16 protein-coding genes are annotated in these 18,143 nt (G+C 48.4%); 10 read left to right on the plus strand and 6 right to left on the minus strand.

Annotation, left to right across the window (positions count from 1 at the left end; all coding sequences use genetic code 11):
• The first annotated feature begins 116 nt into the window (after window positions 1-116).
• From ACYVD3_RS05250 to ACYVD3_RS05275, 6 genes are read left to right on the plus strand one after another with little or no spacing between them, the layout of a single operon-like run.
• Window positions 117-1,103: a winged helix-turn-helix transcriptional regulator gene (locus ACYVD3_RS05250; RefSeq protein WP_460641460.1), complete on the plus strand. Its 987-nt coding sequence runs from the start codon at window positions 117-119 to the stop codon at window positions 1,101-1,103.
• A 47-nt stretch (window positions 1,104-1,150) separates the two neighbouring features.
• On the plus strand, window positions 1,151-1,846 hold the full coding sequence (locus tag ACYVD3_RS05255; protein WP_460641461.1) for a hypothetical protein: 696 nt from the start codon (window positions 1,151-1,153) through the stop codon (window positions 1,844-1,846).
• Window positions 1,847-1,878: 32 nt separating this feature from the next.
• Entirely contained in the window at window positions 1,879-3,180 is a 1,302-nt protein-coding gene (locus ACYVD3_RS05260) for a C4-dicarboxylate ABC transporter (protein WP_460641462.1), read from the plus strand.
• Between the two features lie 25 nt (window positions 3,181-3,205).
• Window positions 3,206-5,359 carry a hydantoinase/oxoprolinase family protein gene (locus ACYVD3_RS05265; RefSeq protein ID WP_460641463.1) on the plus strand — a complete coding sequence of 718 codons (2,154 nt, stop codon included), beginning with the start codon at window positions 3,206-3,208 and terminating at the stop codon, window positions 5,357-5,359.
• Window positions 5,360-5,382: 23 nt separating this feature from the next.
• Window positions 5,383-6,054: a hypothetical protein gene (locus tag ACYVD3_RS05270; RefSeq protein WP_460641464.1), complete on the plus strand. Its 672-nt coding sequence runs from the start codon at window positions 5,383-5,385 to the stop codon at window positions 6,052-6,054.
• The gene (locus tag ACYVD3_RS05275) at window positions 6,032-7,393 is read left to right on the plus strand and encodes an FAD-dependent oxidoreductase (RefSeq protein WP_460641465.1); all 1,362 of its coding nucleotides are present in this window, start codon (window positions 6,032-6,034) and stop codon (window positions 7,391-7,393) included. The genes ACYVD3_RS05270 and ACYVD3_RS05275 overlap by 23 nt, the downstream gene beginning before the upstream one ends.
• Window positions 7,394-7,555: 162 nt before the next feature.
• Here ACYVD3_RS05275 and ACYVD3_RS05280 read toward each other — a convergent pair whose 3' ends face one another.
• The 3 genes from ACYVD3_RS05280 to ACYVD3_RS05290 form a co-directional block, all read right to left on the minus strand.
• On the minus strand, window positions 7,556-8,962 hold the full coding sequence (locus ACYVD3_RS05280) for an ABC transporter substrate-binding protein (RefSeq protein WP_460641466.1): 1,407 nt from the start codon (window positions 8,960-8,962) through the stop codon (window positions 7,556-7,558).
• A gap of 67 nt (window positions 8,963-9,029) precedes the next feature.
• Entirely contained in the window at window positions 9,030-9,845 is an 816-nt protein-coding gene (locus ACYVD3_RS05285; RefSeq protein WP_460641467.1) for a carbohydrate ABC transporter permease, read from the minus strand.
• Window positions 9,845-10,708 carry a carbohydrate ABC transporter permease gene (locus ACYVD3_RS05290; RefSeq protein WP_460641468.1) on the minus strand — a complete coding sequence of 288 codons (864 nt, stop codon included), beginning with the start codon at window positions 10,706-10,708 and terminating at the stop codon, window positions 9,845-9,847. Before ACYVD3_RS05290 ends, ACYVD3_RS05285 begins: the two co-directional genes overlap by 1 nt.
• Window positions 10,709-11,181: 473 nt before the next feature.
• On the opposite strand from ACYVD3_RS05290, the gene ACYVD3_RS05295 reads away from it, so the two are divergent.
• The 4 genes from ACYVD3_RS05295 (at window position 11,182) to ACYVD3_RS05310 (ending at window position 14,628) form a co-directional block, all read left to right on the plus strand.
• A complete protein-coding gene (locus tag ACYVD3_RS05295) occupies window positions 11,182-12,135 on the plus strand; it encodes a cell wall-binding protein (protein ID WP_460641469.1) in 954 nt (317 codons plus the stop codon).
• A gap of 142 nt (window positions 12,136-12,277) precedes the next feature.
• Window positions 12,278-13,360 carry a ComEC/Rec2 family competence protein gene (locus ACYVD3_RS05300; protein WP_460641548.1) on the plus strand — a complete coding sequence of 361 codons (1,083 nt, stop codon included), beginning with the start codon at window positions 12,278-12,280 and terminating at the stop codon, window positions 13,358-13,360.
• A 28-nt stretch (window positions 13,361-13,388) separates the two neighbouring features.
• The gene (locus ACYVD3_RS05305) at window positions 13,389-13,601 is read left to right on the plus strand and encodes a DUF3006 domain-containing protein (protein ID WP_460641470.1); all 213 of its coding nucleotides are present in this window, start codon (window positions 13,389-13,391) and stop codon (window positions 13,599-13,601) included.
• 34 nt (window positions 13,602-13,635) lie between these two features.
• Window positions 13,636-14,628 (plus strand): 3'-5' exonuclease, encoded by a 993-nt coding sequence (locus tag ACYVD3_RS05310; RefSeq protein ID WP_460641471.1) that lies wholly within the window; start codon window positions 13,636-13,638, stop codon window positions 14,626-14,628.
• On the opposite strand, the gene ACYVD3_RS05315 is transcribed toward ACYVD3_RS05310, so the two are convergent.
• The 3 genes from ACYVD3_RS05315 to ACYVD3_RS05325 are packed head-to-tail and all read right to left on the minus strand — an operon-like array spanning window position 14,625 to window position 17,996.
• Window positions 14,625-15,335 carry a response regulator gene (locus tag ACYVD3_RS05315; protein WP_460641472.1) on the minus strand — a complete coding sequence of 237 codons (711 nt, stop codon included), beginning with the start codon at window positions 15,333-15,335 and terminating at the stop codon, window positions 14,625-14,627. The genes ACYVD3_RS05310 and ACYVD3_RS05315 overlap by 4 nt on opposite strands.
• Window positions 15,328-16,419 carry a sensor histidine kinase gene (locus ACYVD3_RS05320; protein ID WP_460641473.1) on the minus strand — a complete coding sequence of 364 codons (1,092 nt, stop codon included), beginning with the start codon at window positions 16,417-16,419 and terminating at the stop codon, window positions 15,328-15,330. The genes ACYVD3_RS05315 and ACYVD3_RS05320 overlap by 8 nt, the downstream gene beginning before the upstream one ends.
• Window positions 16,420-16,442: 23 nt before the next feature.
• Window positions 16,443-17,996 carry a serine hydrolase gene (locus ACYVD3_RS05325; protein WP_460641474.1) on the minus strand — a complete coding sequence of 518 codons (1,554 nt, stop codon included), beginning with the start codon at window positions 17,994-17,996 and terminating at the stop codon, window positions 16,443-16,445.
• Between the last annotated feature and the right edge of the window lie 147 nt (window positions 17,997-18,143).

Raw genomic sequence — 18,143 nt, forward strand, 5'->3', positions numbered from 1 at the left:
TTGCCCAAAATACGAGAGAAAACAAATAAGCCATTGACATTTTCGTGCAAATGGAATATTTTAAAATTACATACTTATTTCGGAGACCGAAAAAAGAAGGAGGATGCTGTATAAACATGAAAAAAAGCGGTTTGCAGGACATGAAAAGGGAAAATCTGCGGTTGATCATGAGTGTGATACTGGAAAAGGAATCGGTTTCCCGCATTGAACTATCTGAGATCATCGGGCTTTCACCCAGCACGGTATCCTCTCTGACTTCAGAATTGATGGAAAAGGGCTGGATCGAAGAAAGCGGTATTGCCGCTTCCACGGGGGGCAGAAAGAGGACGGAACTGTCAATCAATAAAACCAAAGGGTATATTGCCGTTCTGGAAATCGGCTGGAGAAGGGCCATGCTTCATTTTATGGATCTTTCCCTGGAAAAAAGCGACAGTGTTCTCCTGTCGGATTATTATATCACAGGCAATGAGCTGCTGGAAAAAGTCATTCAGTATTTAAAGGAAGACGCGGGAAATCTCTGCAATGGCCAACTGGCCGGAATCGGCCTGCTTTTTCAGGAGGATATGAATCCCAGTGATTTTAATGTTATGTATTCCACATCCTTGTCTTCCGACACCATACCTTTTTGTGAAGCGGTCAAGACCCAGTTTAAGGTGCCTGTCATAGAGGAATATTCCCAGGTTTATTCCTTCCGGCAGATACTGGAACGAGAAGAGAGCGCCAACAGCGCTCATATTGAAATCGGAAAAAAGGTATTTGTATCCATAACTTCCAATGGGACGCTTCTGGATATGACCTCAGGGAAAAAGGCGGATATGACTCCGTTTATAGAAACAGAGGATAAGAAAATAACAGGTGACAGACTGACAGAAGGGATTGTCAATATACTGCAGATGATCTGCATGCTGTTTCCCATTGAAAATGTATACTTATCAGGCAGGCTGACAGAAGGGGATGACCTTGCAAAGCGCATAAGCGGTCAGTTGAAGAAAAAACGTTTATTAAAACACGCTGTTGAAGTCAGGGCCATAAAGCCCGTGATTAACCATATGGAAACAGATCTAGGCAAACGAGTGCTGAAAAAAGTGATTTATGAAATGTAGCTGCCGGACGGCCGCCGGTTAGCTGCCACCTGGAAAGGAGAAAGTCAATGGAATTTAAGGCAATGGTAAATGAAAACAAATTCACTCTGGTTGTAAGCCTCCCGGAAAACAATTTAGAGCTGGCCAGGGCTGCGCTGGAGGGAGGAGCGCAGGCAATCAAGGTCCATGCAAATGTATGGCACCGGGCCAGCGGTCATACCTTCGGGACATATGAAGAGAACCGCGGGTTTTTAAAAGAGCTGATAAAGCTTTGCGGGGAGGTGCCTGTGGGACTGGTTCCGGGAGGGGAAGAAGCATTTATTACCAATGAGGAAAGGCTGGAAGCGGAAGAAATGGGGCTTGGTTTTTTCTCTTCTTACATACAGCATCTGCCCTGTTATATGATGGAAAGTAAGGTACTGACCAAAATGGCTGCCATTGACTGCACTTATAATCAAAATACGCTGGATGGGGTGGGTTTATCCGGCATTGATATATTGGAATGCAGCATCCAGCCGGGAGAGCTTTACGGAACTCCGTTAAATTACGGTGATATTCTCCGTTATACGGATATATCTGCCAAGGCAGGGATGCCAACGCTGATTCCCACCCAGAAAAAGATCCGCCCGGAGGAAGTCAGACACCTTTATGAAGCCGGCTGCAAAGCCGTCATGATCGGAGCGGTGGTTATGGGAAAAGATCCCACAGCGGACCAGGTAAAAGCCGTAACCGGACAATTTAAAAATGCAGTGGATAAATTATAAACATTATTTTGGGGAATATGGAGGAGAAACATATGTTACAGGGAACATTAATCATCATTGCTTTTCTTATTATTGCAGCATTCATGATGGCAAAAAAACTGCCGACCCTGCTGGCTCTGCCGCTTTTGGCCATTGTCATCTGTGTGATTGCAGGAGTTCCTGCCGTGGGAGTCAATGGGGAAGGGGCTCAGATCGGCTGGCTTTCCACTGTTTTGGAGGCCGGCACGGTACGAATGGGATCAGCCATTATGGCCGTTATTTTCGGCGCATGGCTGGGCCAGTTGATGAACAAGACAGGGGTGACTGAGAACATCATTAAAAAGAGTGCGGAGCTGGGAGGCGACAGACCTCTTGTTGTGACGCTGATCATGGTAACGGCGGTGGCGCTTTTGTTTACCACCTTAAGCGGCCTGGGTTCTGTCATCATGGTGGGAACCATTGTGCTGCCTATTCTGATTTCCGTGGGTGTCCCGGCAGTCAGCGCAGCAAGCATATTTTTGATGGCATTTGCCGTAGGCCTCAGCTTTAACATTGCCAACTGGACCTCCTTTTCCAGCATATTCGGTCTGGACATCGCCCAGATAAAAGGATTTGAGATCTATATGCTGGTACTTACCCTGGCAGCCACCATTGTTTTGATCTTTGTTGAGTTTAAGAAAAACGGAGTCAAGTTTGCTTTTTCTGCACCTGTCTCTGATCAGGCTCCCACCAGGCAGCTCAGAGGCATGTCAGGAGGGCTTGCTATGATCACGCCTCTTATCCCCATTGTTCTGGTGGCTTTCTTTAAAGTGCCGGTAGTTCCTTCTTTTCTGGCCGGTATCTTGTGGATCCTGGTATTTACCTCCAGGAGCTTTTCAAAGGCCATGAACCTTCTGGTAAAAACCTGCTATGACGGAATTACGGATGCAGCGCCTGCAATCATTTTAATGATAGGCATCGGTATCTTATATCTTGCGGTGACTCATGCCATGGTAAAGGAAGTGCTGAATCCGTTTCTGATTGCAGTAGTTCCCTCATCAAAAATCGGATACATCATCTTTTTCAGTGTTCTGGCCCCTTTGTCTTTATACAGAGGTCCCATGAACTTATTCGGGCTGGGTTCCGGAATCGCTGCCTTAGTCATTGGCCTTGGAACGTTGAATCCCCAGGCGGTCATGGGTGCGTTTCTGTCAGCGGAAAGGATACAGGGCTGCGGAGATCCCACCAATACCCAGAACGTCTGGACCGCAAATTTCGCCGAGGTGGATGTGAACACCATAACAAAAAAATTGCTTCCATACCTTTGGGTTGTTTCGGTGATGGGCGTTATCATTTCAGCATTTATATACTTCTAAGCATTCAGACAGGAGATCCTATTTTATGAAAGTACGTATCGGAATTGATGTCGGCGGCACATTTACGGATGCAGTTGCCATTGATAATGAAACTTTTGAGTTAGTCGGCGTTGTAAAAACGCCGACTACCCACAATTCTGCCAGGGGCGTGGCGGAAGGAATTGTACAGGCGCTGCAGAAAATCATGGAAGACTGCAGCATCAGCCCGGAGGATGTGGTTTTTATTGCTCACGGCACCACCCAGGCGACCAATGCCCTGCTGGAAGGGGACGTGGCTTCAGTAGGCGTTGTGACCCTTGGAAGCGGCTTGCAGGGAGTAAAGAGCAAATCAGATACAAACATCGGAAACATTGAGCTGGCAGCCGGAAAATTTCTGGTGAGCCAGAACGTTTATGCGGATACTTCAGAAGCGGAAAAACTGGAAAGCAACATGGAAAACGCCATTCATTCCTTATTGGATCGGGGGGCTTCAAGCATTGTTGCGGCAGAAGCCTTCAGCGTGGATGATCCGGCCAATGAAAACATGGCTCTGGAAATGTGCAGGAAGATGGAGGTTCCGGGAACCGCTACCAATGAGATCTCCAAGCTGTACGGCTTAAAGATAAGGACCAGGACCGCTGTGGTGAATGCCAGCATTATGCCTAAGATGCTGGAAGCTGCCACCATGACGGAAAAAAGCATTAAGGACGCAGGGATCAAAAGTCCGCTTATGGTAATGCGCTGCGACGGCGGGGTCATGACCGTGGATGAGGTGAGAAACCGGCCCATTATGACAATACTTTCAGGGCCGGCAGCCGGTGTAGCCGGAGCTCTTATGTATGAAAAGCTGACGGATGGCCTGTTTTTTGAAGTCGGCGGTACATCAACGGATATATCCTGCGTAAAGGATGGCAAGGTCATGATCCAGTACGCCGAGGTGGGAGGACATAAAACCTATTTAAACAGTCTGGATGTGAGGACCGTGGGAATCGGAGGAGGCAGCATGGTCCAGATAAAGGATGGAAAGGCGGTGGATATGGGGCCCAGAAGTGCTCATATCGCGGGGCTGGATTATGAAGTCTATACGGATTCCTCCCTGATCCAAAATCCAAGACTTGAGACCGTAAAGCCAGTGCCTTCCGATCCCGATTACGGGGTAATTGTATGTGACAACGGAGTGCGGGTCACCTTAACCATGGCCGGGGCGGCCAACATTGCCGGCTATGTGAGGCCGGAGGATTACGCCTATGGGAATGCAGAGGCGGCCAGGAAGGCCTGGAAGCCCCTGGCCGAGAACATGGGCTGTACCGTGGAGGAAGCCGCAAAAAAGGTAATGGCCTTTGCGGCGGCAAAAAATGCAAAAGTGGCGGAGCAGTTGATGAAGGATTATAAAATGCGGCCGGAGCAGACGGTTTTTGTAGGCGGCGGCGGAGGGGCGGCCAGTGTGGTACCTCATTTGGCGGAAACCCTGAAGCATAAATGCCGGATCGCAGGCAATGCGGCGGTCATTTCCACCATTGGCGTGGCTCTGGCCATGGTCCGGGATATGGTGGAACGAACGGTGTCAAATCCCACCCAGGAAGATATTTTAAGCATCCGCAGGGAAGCGGAGCAGAAAGCAATACAAAGCGGTGCCGCGCCGGGAACCATTGAGATTCATGTGGACGTTGATACCCAGAAAAATCTTGTAAGGGCAATTGCTGTTGGGGCCACGGAAATGAGAAGCAAAACCCTGGGCAGTGCAAAGCTGTCCGTGGAAGAGCTTTTAAAGCTGTCTGCTGAAAATCTGTCAGTGGCTCCGGAGGAACTGTCTGTAACGGCTGAGAACGGCCGCATGTATGCGGTGCAGTACAAAAAGGTGGAAAGAAAATTACTGGGGTTGTTGAAAACCACCACCACTCCCCTGCGCCTGATCGATGAAGAGGGGGTCATCCGCCTGCAGAAAAACAATGCCCTGGCTGCTGAGACAAAGATAAAGGAATGGGAGGCAAAGGCTGACTGGTTTTTGGAAGAACTAACCGTGTTTAATGACGGCGGCGCCAATCTGCCCAATATTTATCTGGTATCAGGAAAACGTATCATTGATCTGTCCGGCCTTCAGAACAGGGAGCAGATCTGCGGCCTGGGAAATGCAGAGCTTACGGGCTTTGACAAAGAGGAAAAGATTCTGATTGTGGCAACGAAAAGGGCAGATTCATAAAACCGGATAGGCGGTGAAAGACCTTGAATAAAATTTCCATGCCTTTTCCCGGGAGGGAACTGGCAAACGAAGAGCTGAGCCGTGACAACTGCTACGGCAAGGTTCCTGAATGTGACAGACCGGTCATCGCAGACAAAGCCTGGCTGAAAGGAATAAGGGCGGCAGAGCTGGTTTTTAAGCGTTACCGGGGAGAAAAGAATTTTATGAAAATTATTGAAGAAAGCGGCCTCACCTGTGAAAAGATAGATACAGACTATGTCATGGGAAATCAAAGATACTTCGGTGATTATTTAACCGGACAGAAGCTGATCCACCTCTATATGAAATCCATTTTCCTCTGGACGGAGGAAAATAAAATGGAGACTGATGAAGCAGTAAATCTGATATTAAGCCATGAATACTATCATTTTCTGGAATGGAGCGAGCTGGGACTGACCAGTAAGGATTATCAGGTGCCAATGGTGAAGATTGGGGGGCTGAAAATCGGACGGACAGGGATCAGGGCCTTGTCGGAAATCGGAGCTCACGGATTCGCCTGCCGCTATTACCAACTGGCAAACACTCCCCGGGAGTACCCTCATGCCCTGAAAACCGGGAAAGAAGGAGAAAATACCCTTGGGGGTATATCTTTATGCCAAAAAACCGGGCAGGAAAGAAGAAAGGAGGAGGTATATGAAACGGGATTTGAATTATGATGTGGTTATCATCGGCGGCGGTCCGGCAGGGACAGCGGCAGCCATCGCCAGCGCCAGAAACGGGGCCAGAACGCTTCTTGTGGAGCAGTACGGATGTCTGGGTGGAATGCTGACCATGGCAGGCACCGGTCCCCAGATGACCTTTCATGCAGGCAGCACACAGGTTGTGCAGGGAATTGCAGAGGAGATCGTGGAACGAATGGTGAAAGAAGGCTTTTCCCCGGGGCATATGGAGGATTTTGTGGGGTATGCCAGTTCCATAACTCCTTTTGATGGGGAAGGAATGAAGCTGGTTTTAGAGACCATGGTCCGTGAATCGGGAGCTGATCTTTTGTATCACACGGTTTACACTGGATGTGAGCGGGAGGGCCGGAAAATCACCAACGTACATCTCTATGGGAAACAGGGGTTTTTTGACGTGACCGGATCGGTCTTTATTGATGCTTCGGCAGACGGAGATCTTGCGACCCATGGGGGAATCGGAAGCGTCTACGGAAGGGAAGAGGACCATCTTGCCCAGCCCATGACCATGAACATCAAGGTGCGGAACGTGGATAGGGAAAGAGTCATTGAATATGTAAAAAGGCATTCAGATGACATGCTCTCAACCATTCCCTTTGACCGTCTGGAGCTGATCCCAAGAAGCGGCGTGCAGGGAGCGTATTCCATTGTGAGAAAGGCCAGGGAAGCAGGGGAATTTCCCATTGACAGGGATATGGTGCTGTGCTTTGAAACCAATAATCTGGGAGAATATATCCTTAACATGTCCCGTATCGTGAAAAGAAGTGCGGTGGATTCCTTTGATCTGACAGAGGCGGAAATAGAAGGCAGAAGACAGGCTCATATTATTGTGAATTTCATGAAAAAATACATACCTGGATTTGAAGATGCAGTGATTGTTTCCACAGGGCCTCATATCGGCGTCAGGGAAAGCCGCAAGATCAACGGCGCTTATAAGCTGACGGCCTCCGACCTGCTTCAAAATAAAATGTTTGAGGACGCAATCGCCATGGGCGGCTATCCCATTGATATCCATTCGCCTGATGGGGGGACCATGGAGCATCATTATTTAAAAGAGGGAAGCTGGTATTCCATTCCCTACCGCTGCTTATACACCAATGAGCTGGATAACTTATTGGTGACCGGGCGCTGCATGAGTGCAACTCACGAAGCCTGTGCAGCCGTCCGCGTAACTCCCATACTTATGGCCATCAGCCAAGGGGCCGGCACTGCGGCAGCTCTTGCGGCAGAACAGGGGACCAGCGTGGCTGCCATTGACGTGGACCAGCTTAGGGAAACATTAAAGGCTGGCGGGGCGTTTCTTGAACCCTATTGCTGAAGCCTCCAGGCAACAAAGAGTCACTGAACAACCAGAAGTCTGGCAGTTGCCTGTTGTTTTTCCTGCTCATGAATCAAAAATAAAAAATAACTCTAAAAGCGCAAAAAAGGAGCTGAGCACCGTCTGATTTGTATCAGTTGGTGCTCCAGCTCCTTTTTAAGCTTATTTTGTGGAGGAATTGTAATTTGTGATGGCTGCATTCACTTTTTCAGCCAGGAAATTTACCGCCTGTTCCGGAGTGTAAGTACCGTCATAGGTCTTTTCCATTGCTTCGTTAAAGAGTTTTCTGGACTCTGTGGCTACTCCGGATAATACGCCTGCGGTGTATCCGCTTACAGGAGTATCCTTTAACTGGTTGATGGCTGTGGTAAAGTTGGGGTTCTGGGCAATGAAATCCTTCATGGCTGGAGTCTCATAAGCCTTGGGGTTAACTGCGAAGTAACCGGTGGACATGCTCCATGTGGCCTGGGATTCCGGTGTGGTGGTGAATTCGATGAATTTCCAGGCAGCGTTCTTTCTCGCCTCATCCTTATTATCCATCATCCATAAGGATGCGCCTCCGATGATCACGCCGCCGTCGGCAGCATTTGCATCAATCTTTGGAAGGTATCCGGTACCGATCTCAAAGTCACTGCTGGCCGTAGCGTTTTTAAGGATTGCCGTGGATTCAATGATCATAGCGGTCTGTCCGGAGAAGAATGCGGTCTGGGTGTCTGCGGTGGTGCTTCCGTAGTTTGCCGCAAATCCGGAATCCATCAGCTTTTTCCAGGTATCAAAGATCTTAAGTCCTGCTCCGTTGCTTAAGAAATCCACTTCCGTGGCAGGGGCTTTCCGCCCGTTCTCATTGTTTGCATAATATTTTCCCTGTCCAGCGATCTGCTGTTCAAAGAACCAGCCGTAAATGGCCTGGGCATAGCCCACGGGAGCGGCTTTGCTTTCCACGATTTTCCTGGAGAATTCCAAAACCTCGTCAAATGTCTTGGGCGGGGTGTTAGGGTCTAAACCGGCTGCCTTGAAAACGTCCTTGTTGTAGTACAGCATTGGAGTGGAAACGTTAAACGGCATGGACATTTGTTTTCCGTCTACCGTGTAGTAGCTGGTAATGATGTCCATAACGGTGGAAGGATCAAAGTTTGTGGTGGAAAACATATCCTGTACCGGTACGGCATAACCGCTGTCAGTCATGAACTTTGTTCCGATGTCATACATCTGGCATACGTCCGGCATGTTGCCGCTTTGCATGGCCGCTTTCAGTTTGGTGATCAGGTCGTCATAGGCCCCCTGGTATTCACTTTTTACTTCAATCTCATTCTGGGATTCGTTAAAAGCCTTAACAAGTGCTTCGGTGGCCTCTCCGTTTACCCCTCCCATGGCATGCCAGAGGGTGATGACCGTTTTTCCGCCCTCAGCGGCCGCTTTTGTGTCAGCCGCGGCTTTTGTGGTAGCGGCTTCTGTAGAGCCTGCCGCTGTGGTTCCCCCGGAAGTGGAAGCACCTCCTCCACATGCAGCAAGAGTCATGGACATAACTGCGGCCATTATCGCCGCCATCCATCTTTTTCTTCTTTTCATAGATATCCTCCTTTTAATTATATAGTTTTTATCTATACACAGTCCCTTTAGGGCCTGTATAAAATACTTATCCTTTTACGGAGCCTGAAGTGAGGCCGGAAATCAACTGCTTCTGTCCCAGAACGAATGCCAGGATCGAGGGAATGAGAATGATCATGGAACCGGCCATGACCGGACGGAAGTCCGTGGATTCCGCACCCTGAAGCATACCCAGGCCGATCTGAACGGTTCTCATGTTCACCGAATCCGTTACAAGAAGGGGCCATAAATAGTGATTCCAGCTTTGAAGGAATATGTAGATGCCCAGTGCGCCCATGGGGGGCTTTACAAGAGGAAGGGCAATGAGGCAGAAGAAACGGAAGTTGCCGCATCCGTCAATATCCGCCGCCTCTTTTATCTCAATGGGAAGCTGCAGGAACGCCTGCCTCATGTTAAATACCGCAAAAGCGGAAGCCGCATTTGGAAGGATCAGGGCAGTATAGGTGTTTTTAAGCCCCAGATCACAGATGATTAAGTAGTTTGCGATGATGATGGCCTGGCTTGGGATCATCATGGTTGCAAGCATCAGCAAAAACAGGGTGTTCCGGCCTCGGAATTTCATCATGGAAAAGGCATAGGCCGCCAAGGCTCCGGTGACGATCTGTCCAAAGGTGACGGTACAGGACACGATCAGGGAATTTTTAATAAAGGTAAAAAACGGGGCCAACTGCAGGGCTTTTATGTAATTGTCCGGAATCAACTGTTTTGGCCAGAAGCCCCCGGAAAACACCTCCTTCATGGTCATCATGCTGACGTTAAAGCAATAGACCACAGGTGAGATGATGATGAGTGCAAAAAGGATGTTTAAAGCATAAAGCAAATATTTTACCAGTTTGTTTTTCATCAGTAGGTCACCTTCTTTTCCAGTTTAAATTGAAGCAAAGTCAGAACCATCAGGATTATAAACAAGACAATGGATTCCGCGCAGGCCATGCCGAAGCGGCTGTTTATAAACGCCTCCTGATAGATTTGGTACACAATGACGTTGGTGCTTCCGGAAGGCCCTCCCTGAGTCATCATCTTAACCTGGGCATAAGCCTGAAGGGCATTGATGACATTGATGATCAAAAGGAAAAACAAGGTAGGTGATATGCATGGGATGGTAATGTGCCTGTGCTTGGCATAAAATCCGGCTCCTTCAATGGCCGCGCATTCATACAGATCCAGGGGAACGCTTTGTAAGGCAGCGGTAAGGAATATAAAGTTTAATCCGATGTTCATCCATACGGTCACAAGGGTGACAGCACCCAGGGCGTACTTAGGATCTGTCAGCCATCCGATGTGGGTTCCCAGGACCTTGTTGATAATTCCCAGGCTGCTGTGGAATATGAACATGAAAACAACGGAAGCCGCTGCGGCGGAAATGGCCATGGGAAGGGCATAAATGGTCCGGAACAGATTTTTTCCCTTAATGTCTTCATTGCTTATGATTGCCAGGACAAACCCTATAACAATGGAGCAGAACACGGTCATGACTGCGTATTGAAAGGACACCATAAGACTGTTTTGAAAGGCCTGGGAGGTGAAGATGGAAAAATAGTTCCCAAGGCCCACAAGGGAGGAAACCGCCCCAAGGGGAGTCGTCATGGCAAAACTGAGCCAAATGGTCTTAAAGAATGGCCAAAAGAGAAATGCCGTGAAGAAAAACATGGCGGGCAATAAATACAGATAAGGCTCGATCACCCGAAAAAACCGCTTCTTTTTCATGAAAAACTTATCCTCCTTTTCCTAAAAAGAAAAAGAGAACCAGTATTACATTCCACCTTAGAGATAATGGCGGAAATGTAACGTCTGCTTTCTCTTTTTCTCTAGCAAATGTTTCATTGACGTTAGTTTATCATATTAATGGTTATAATGCAATATATTTTTGCGATAATCCTCCGTTAATTTGGTGAATTTTTGTTATATTATTAACAAGTGTGAAAATATATGAATTAATTTTTATAAAAAATGGGTTGAAAAATAAATTAAAATATACTTAATTAACAATAATGTCCCGGCGGGCCTGTCCTTTTCCACGTGAAAATGGACATCCCTCCATTGGTCCGGCAGCCTGATTTCAGGAATATCAGGGAAAGTTCAGGGAAACAAGAATGGTTATTCACAAACGCCTGGGGATGGGGTATAATAGGCCTATTCACTGCAATATGAAATTAATGGAAGAAAGACGGGGATCGTTTATGAATGGTAAAAAAATCTTATCACTGGTGCTGGCTGTGACAATGGCAGCAGGACTTAATAGTATGACAACTATGGCTGCAACCAGAAAGAAGATCACAACGGTAAACTTAACCGTGACAGCGGATGTGGTTCCGGGAGGATCTATTTTTGACCAGCAGGCAGAGGTGACGGTAAAAACCGGCAAGATGGATGTGGGAGAGTATGAATTTACCAACAGCGGCTTCCAGTGGTATGAGCAGGATGTGCCCAGGCTGGAAGTGAAGCTGTATGCTCAGGAAGGGTATTATTTTGCCGCTCTGGAATCAGGCTTTACCATCAATGGAGGGACTTATGTAAAGCAGGTAAAGGAAGATTTCAGCCAGACCCTGACTTTGACCATCGACCTTCCCAGGGTGGGGGAGTCTGCCCAGGATATAACAAGTGCGGAATGGGGTTCTAAAACCATGGCTGTATGGAGTCCTGCCGCCGGAGCGGGAAGCTATGAAGTGAAGGTATACCGTGACGGAAAGCACACAGGAGGAGTAAAGACCGCCGCAGGAACCAGTCTGGATCTTTCAGAGTCCTTGTCAAAGGTGGGAAGCTACACTTTTAAGGTGCGCCCGGTCAGTAAGCAGAATTCCGAAAATAAAGGTGACTGGGTGGAGTCTTCGGTCAACTACGTGGATGCAGCGGCGGCGGAGCAAAACCGTACCGCCTCCGGAAACAAAGGCGGCTGGAAGCAGGATGGATCTGGCTGGTGGTATGGAAACAGCGATGGCAGCTATCCTGCAGGCATCTGGCAGAATATCAATGGACAGTGGTATTTCTTCAATGAAAAAGGCTATATGGCCACCGGATGGGTCCAGTGGGATGGGAAGCAGTATTACTGCGATATTGCAGGCGGACAAATGCTTGCCGACACCACAACCCCTGATGGGTTTAAGGTGGGAGCTGACGGAGCGAAGCTTCCTTAAGGTTTAAAAAGTAATTGGCGGGCTGCTTTTTGCGGTCCGCCTTTTTAACGCCAAGGGAGCTGCTCCCTTGTAAAAAAGCTTGTAGGATTAAGGATTCTATCATATAATAACAGGGCGGAGGCAGATAGGAATGACAGAAATAATGACAGGAAAATTTTATAAGCGGGTACTGGCGGCAGCGGCAGTCCTTCTTACCCTGTGCCTGGCAGGCTGCGGTCTGGCGGCTTCAAACCCGTCCTCACTTCCTCAGGAAAAAGAGAGAAATGAGGCGGGCACGGATTTAAAAGTACATTTTATTGACGTGGGCCAGGGGGACAGTACCTTAATAGAGAAAGACGGACATTTCATGCTGATAGACGCAGGAGAAAGGGACCAGGGAGAGATTGTGGCTTCCTACCTGGAAAAACAGGGAGTGAAGACGCTGGATTACGTGATCGGAACCCATCCCCATTCAGACCATATTGGCGGTCTGGAGACGGTTATCCGGAAATTCCATGTCCAGAAGGTCTTTTTGCCGGAAAAGGAACATACGACGAAAGTTTATGAAGGCTTGTTGGATGCCATAGGAGATAAAAATTTGAAAATTACCATTCCAAAGCCAGGTGACAGCTATTCCCTGGGGGATGCGTCTTTTCAGATCATTGCCCCTGTCAGGGACTATGGAAATAACTTGAATAACTGGTCCGTGGGTATCCGGCTGGTCTATGGGAAAAACAGCTTTGTGTTATGCGGAGATGCGGAAAAGGAAGCGGAAGAGGATATGGCGGCAGGCGGCTTTCCTTTAAAGGCCGATGTGCTGAAGCTTTCCCACCATGGAAGTTCCACCTCGTCGTCTCCTGACTTTATGGACCGGGTGGATCCGGAGTATGGGGTGATCTCCTGCGGGAAAAATAATGATTATGGGCATCCTCACAAGGAGGTCCTGAATATGCTAAAGAAACGGGGCATTAAGGCTTTGCGGACAGACCAGCTTGGAACCATTGTGGCCGTAAGCGACGGAACAAAGGTCACCTTCCAAGGGATCGGGGAAGAAGCAGAAAAGGACAGGACGCAAGGTACGGCAGCCGCCCAGGATTATGTAATAAATACCAACACCAAAAAGTTTCACCGGCCGGAATGCAAGTCGGCGTCTTCCATAAAGGAAGGGAACCGGAAAACCTATCAGGGTTCCAGAGAGGAACTGATCCGGCAGGGGTATGAGCCGTGCCAAAGCTGCAGCCCTTAGGCTGGCAGCGAAAGGAAGGGGAAAGGTTATGAAGTATACCATAGACAGAATCGGGGAAACGATTGTTATCTGTGAGGATGAAAATGGAGACATGGTAAAGGTTCAGGCCCTAGAGCTGCCGGAAGGAGTAAGGGAGGGGGATATCCTTACAAAGGCGGACGGGACGTGGACCCTTGAGAGGGAAGAGACGGAGAGGCGCAGGCAGAGGATCCGTGACAAGCTGAAAGGTCTGACAGAATAAAGGATCAAAGGAATTGACCCATGGAGAGCAAAATATGAAGAATTATATTGTACTGGATCTGGAATGGAACCAGAGTGCCGGAGGGAAGGATGAGACGGTAGAACACCTTCCCTTTGAAATCATAGAGGTCGGAGCTGTAAAGCTCAATGAAGCTTTGGAAGAAGTGGGAGAATTTAAGAGGCTGATACGGCCACGGATTTATCCGGAGCTTCATGAAAAGATAGTGGAAGTGACCCACATGGACGAAAAGGCTCTGATGGAAGAGGGATGGAACTTTGAGGAAGCTGTAGAGGAGTTTCTTACGTGGTGCGGGGAGGAAGCCGTGTTCTGCACCTGGGGGTCCATGGATTTGACGGAGCTTCAGCGGAACATGGCTTTTTATGGGATCTTAAACCCCTTTCCAAAGCCCCTTCTCTATTATGACGTACAGAAGCTTTACAGCCTGCTTTATGGGGACGGCAAGGATAGGCAGTCCCTTGACATTGCTGTTTTAGAGCAGCGGGTCATCGGAGACCGGCCCTTTCACCGGGCCCTTGACGATGCCCATTACACCGGCCGCATTATGCATCAGATGGATTTTGAAAAGGTCCGGGAATACTGGTCAACAGATTATTACCGCCTGCCGGAAAAAAAGGAGGAAGAGGTATATCTGATCTTCCCAGAGTATTCCAAATATATTTCAAGGCCCTTTGAGACAAAGCAGGATGCCATCGGGGACAAAACCGTCACCGATTTGATCTGCTGCAAATGCAACCGGATGCTGAGAAAGAAAATTCGATGGTTTTCCGTGAACCAGAAGTTCTACACGGCCCTTGGCTGCTGTCCGGAACATGGGCATGTAAAAGGCAAGATCCGTATGAGGCGCTGTGATGACGGCCGTGTCTATGTGGTGAAGACCATGAAGCTGGTGGGAGAGGAAGATATCCGGGAGATTTATGAGAAAAAGGAAGAGACCAGAAAAAAACGGGTAGAAAAGACCAAGATCCGAAAGAAGAATAAAAAGAAGGGGGATCCCCCCCTTTCCTAAGCTTCGCTTTCCTTCATTCGGTATCCAACTCCGATTTCCGTGAAAATATATTTTGGCTCTGCCGGATTATTTTCTATCTTTCTGCGGATATGGGCCATATTGACCCGAAGGATCTGATTGTTGTTATCCGCGTAAGGTCCCCAGATGTGGCTTATGATGTAGTCGTAGGTCAGGACCTTGCCGGAATTTTCCGCAAGAAGGGAAACCAGCTTGTATTCGATCTGGGTCAGATGAATTTTATTCCCTTCCAGTGTGACCAGGCGCTTGGCAAAATCAATGACCAGGCCGTCGCTGCTGTATGGAGTGGGTATGACAGAACCGTCCACCGTACTGACCGTAGGCCTTCCGTGGCGCAGGGCAGTGCGGATCCTGGCTAACAGTTCGCTGGTTCCAAAGGGCTTGGTAATATAATCGTCGGCGCCGAAATCAAGGGCTGCCACCTTTTCATGCTCCTGTGTCCTGGCGGAAATGACGATGATGGGAATGGAAGTCCAGCTTCGGACGCTTTTTATGATATCGATTCCGTCCAGATCCGGAAGTCCCAGATCCAGAAGGATCACATCCGGGCAGAGGGAGTTGATCAGGGCCAGGCCATCCCGGCCGTTATGGGCCGTATCCACTTTATAGTCATGTCTTTCTAAAGCGCTTTCAATAAAGTTGCAGATATTCTTTTCGTCTTCAATCATGACGATTGTAAACTTACTCATATGCATTCTCCCCTAATGGTAGTGTAAATGTAAAAACTGCGCCATGCTCTTCATTGGCTGCTGTGATTTTCCCGTCGTGGGCAGTGACAATGGCCTTGCAGATAGAAAGCCCGATCCCCATTCCCTTATGGGAATCATAGCTGCTGTTGGGTGATGAGGTATAGCCGTCAAATAATGTGTTCAGCCGTTCCGGGGAAATTCCCACGCCATGATCCCGTATCTCAAACCAGGCATACCCATCCCGCACGAAGATGGACAGGCTGATAGGTTCCGTTGAATTGGAATGATAGACGGCATTTTCCAGAAGATTCATGATGACCTGTTCGATCAATATGGCATCCATGGGAACCATGACAAACTCATCCGGAACTTTCACCCGGACAATGGATTCAGGAAGTCTTTTGTGAAAGCGTTCAATGGCTTCGGAGGCCACCTCTTCCAAAGGCTCAGGGCGCTTTGAAACCGGGGTGACCGTATCGCGGATCCTGGTGACGCTTAAAAGGTTTTCCACCATATTTAAGAGCCAGTTGGCATCTTCACGGATATTGGAAACCAGGCTGGTTTTTTCTGATTCAGGCATGTTGCTGGAATTTTCCAGGTATGTGCTGCTGGCACCGATGATCCCTGTAAGAGGAGTCCGGAGATCATGGGAAATGGCCCGTAGGAGATTTGCCCTCAAGGCTTCCTTCTCCGCCTCCATCAACAATTTTTCCCGTTCATTCAAAATACGGCTTTGTTCTTTTAAGTGGGTCGTCGTAGCGCTTGTAATGGTTGAAATGACCAGCAGTGCAATGAAGGTAACTGGGTATCCTTCCATTGTAAAGTTAAAGGCCATAAATGGGTAAGTAAACACAAAGTTTACACAAATCACGCTGATAAAAGAGGCAATGACTCCCGGTATATAGCCGGTGGAATAGCGGGAGATCAAAACCACTGCCATCATATAAATAATTCCTACATTGTTAGTGTACCCTCCCAGTATGTGCATCATGTAAGAGAGAGCGGTGGCCAGCAGGAGGGAAATAAAGGTGATCAGAAAGTTCCGAAGCACGTCCTTTCTGGATAGTTTTTGATGTTTGTTCATGAAATCCCCCTTGGTATCTAAGGTCATTTGAAACGGCCGCCCCGCCGTCTTTTCCGCTTTGATGAATAGGAACTGCGCCTTTGTTCCATAATGCTGTTGAATTCATCGGCTGAAACTCCTGAGTCCTGAAGACGTTTCATGCGCTGCTCCCGCCGGATAAGGAAATCATGTTCATCCCTGTGCTTCTGGTATAAAAAGAAGACAATGGCTCCGCCGATGACTGCCGCGGCTCCCACACTTCCTAATATGAGCCAGGCCGCCAGTGGAATCTCAAAGGGCCTTAAAGCCTTTTCCCGGTAATCTTCCGCTTCTTTTTCCAGGCTCTTCCCGGTAGGTCTGGTGGAAGTCTGGGCAGCAGACGGATCCAAAGCTTCTCCGGATCCGGAATGGGTTTCGGCCTGGGGAACGGTGGCTGCTTTGGTCTCCTGTGCCTTATTCTGGAATAAGGCATCATTAACCTCCAGGAAGGTACAGCCCACCACACGGTCGTTGTAACGGTAGTTTATTTTTGCGATGGCATTTTCAGGGTCGCCGGAAGAGATATCATAGCTGAGCTCCGGCTTTGCATCGGAAAAATTTGCTGTTTTAGGCAGGATGATCCGGCTGTCGTGGTCCAGTATCAGGGCCTCCGGCTTTGTGATGGACAATCCGCTGAAGTTTAAGTCACTGGTAATGGAGCTGTAGGTTTTTTCATAATCCGCAGCCTTTAAGGAAACAAAATTTTCAAAACCAAAATCCAGGAGGTTTTTGGTATCAGACCAATACTGGGGGGTTGATCCCTTTAAGATGATGGTAATCAGCTTTAACCCGTTTTTTTTCGCACAGGTGATCAGGGTGTTGCCGGCCAGTGTGGTGTAGCCTGTTTTGCCGCCGACAATGCCCGGATAGTAGTAAGGCGTGCTTTTTCGCATCATCTTATGGCCGGGATAGATGGTAAGCCCTTCCTTATTAATGGAGTTAGGCGGAAGCTTATAATAGGTTGTGGAGTCGATCTCTTCAAAAACCGGATTGTTAAATGCTGCCCTTGCAATAAGGGCCATGTCGTAAGGGGAAGTATAATGCTCCGGGTTATTTAAGCCGCTGGGATTGGAAAAATTGGTGTTTGTACATCCCAGTTCCTTTGCCCGGGCGTTCATCATATCGGCAAAGGCTTCCGTGCTTCCGGCCACATGCTCTGCAAGCGCGTTGGCTGACTCATTGGCTGATTTCAGCAGCAGGGCATAGAGACAGTCTTTCACAGACAGCTTGTCCCCTTCATTGATTCCTGCGTTGCTGCTTCCGGATTCCACATTGAATACGGCGTTATGGGAAAATGTTACGGTTTCGTCCAGACTGCAGTTTTCGATGACCAGAAGCGCAGTCATGACCTTGGTAATGCTGGCGGGAAAATATTCGTTGTGTATGTTCTGGCCCCACAAAACGGTCCCGGTGTCCGCATCCATCACAATAGCCCCCTGGGCCTGGACCGACATGCCGGAAGGCCAGTCTGCAGCCGCAAGAGAAGTCCTTGTATAGGAGGAGACAAGAAAAAGCAGGCACAGAAAAAATATAGAAATCTTTTTTGTATATTGAGTCATATTGAGCAATCTCTCCATAAGTGTTCCTTCGGTTTCAGGCAATACTTCAACCTACAGTATAGGTTATTTGATGTTACAAGTAAAGATTATTTGACATTTTTCCCGTATTTATATGGGAATGAATCCAGGGGATCTGCCTGCATATCC

The sequence above is a fragment of the Lacrimispora brassicae genome (assembly GCF_054772055.1).

Bases quoted from the DNA above. Each gene is read 5' to 3' on its own strand.
- ACYVD3_RS05290 (WP_460641468.1), bottom strand. From the start codon at position 10,708: ATGAAAAAGAAGCGGTTTTTTCGGGTGATCGAGCCTTATCTGTATTTA.
- ACYVD3_RS05280 (WP_460641466.1), bottom strand. From the start codon at position 8,962: ATGAAAAGAAGAAAAAGATGGATGGCGGCGATAATGGCCGCAGTTATG.
- ACYVD3_RS05325 (WP_460641474.1), bottom strand. From the start codon at position 17,996: ATGACTCAATATACAAAAAAGATTTCTATATTTTTTCTGTGCCTGCTT.
- ACYVD3_RS05295 (WP_460641469.1), top strand. From the start codon at position 11,182: ATGAATGGTAAAAAAATCTTATCACTGGTGCTGGCTGTGACAATGGCA.
- ACYVD3_RS05300 (WP_460641548.1), top strand. From the start codon at position 12,278: ATGACAGGAAAATTTTATAAGCGGGTACTGGCGGCAGCGGCAGTCCTT.
- ACYVD3_RS05285 (WP_460641467.1), bottom strand. From the start codon at position 9,845: ATGAAAAACAAACTGGTAAAATATTTGCTTTATGCTTTAAACATCCTT.
- ACYVD3_RS05250 (WP_460641460.1), top strand. From the start codon at position 117: ATGAAAAAAAGCGGTTTGCAGGACATGAAAAGGGAAAATCTGCGGTTG.
- ACYVD3_RS05255 (WP_460641461.1), top strand. From the start codon at position 1,151: ATGGAATTTAAGGCAATGGTAAATGAAAACAAATTCACTCTGGTTGTA.
- ACYVD3_RS05260 (WP_460641462.1), top strand. From the start codon at position 1,879: ATGTTACAGGGAACATTAATCATCATTGCTTTTCTTATTATTGCAGCA.
- ACYVD3_RS05275 (WP_460641465.1), top strand. From the start codon at position 6,032: ATGAAACGGGATTTGAATTATGATGTGGTTATCATCGGCGGCGGTCCG.
- ACYVD3_RS05305 (WP_460641470.1), top strand. From the start codon at position 13,389: ATGAAGTATACCATAGACAGAATCGGGGAAACGATTGTTATCTGTGAG.
- ACYVD3_RS05310 (WP_460641471.1), top strand. From the start codon at position 13,636: ATGAAGAATTATATTGTACTGGATCTGGAATGGAACCAGAGTGCCGGA.
- ACYVD3_RS05265 (WP_460641463.1), top strand. From the start codon at position 3,206: ATGAAAGTACGTATCGGAATTGATGTCGGCGGCACATTTACGGATGCA.
- ACYVD3_RS05315 (WP_460641472.1), bottom strand. From the start codon at position 15,335: ATGAGTAAGTTTACAATCGTCATGATTGAAGACGAAAAGAATATCTGC.
- ACYVD3_RS05320 (WP_460641473.1), bottom strand. From the start codon at position 16,419: ATGAACAAACATCAAAAACTATCCAGAAAGGACGTGCTTCGGAACTTT.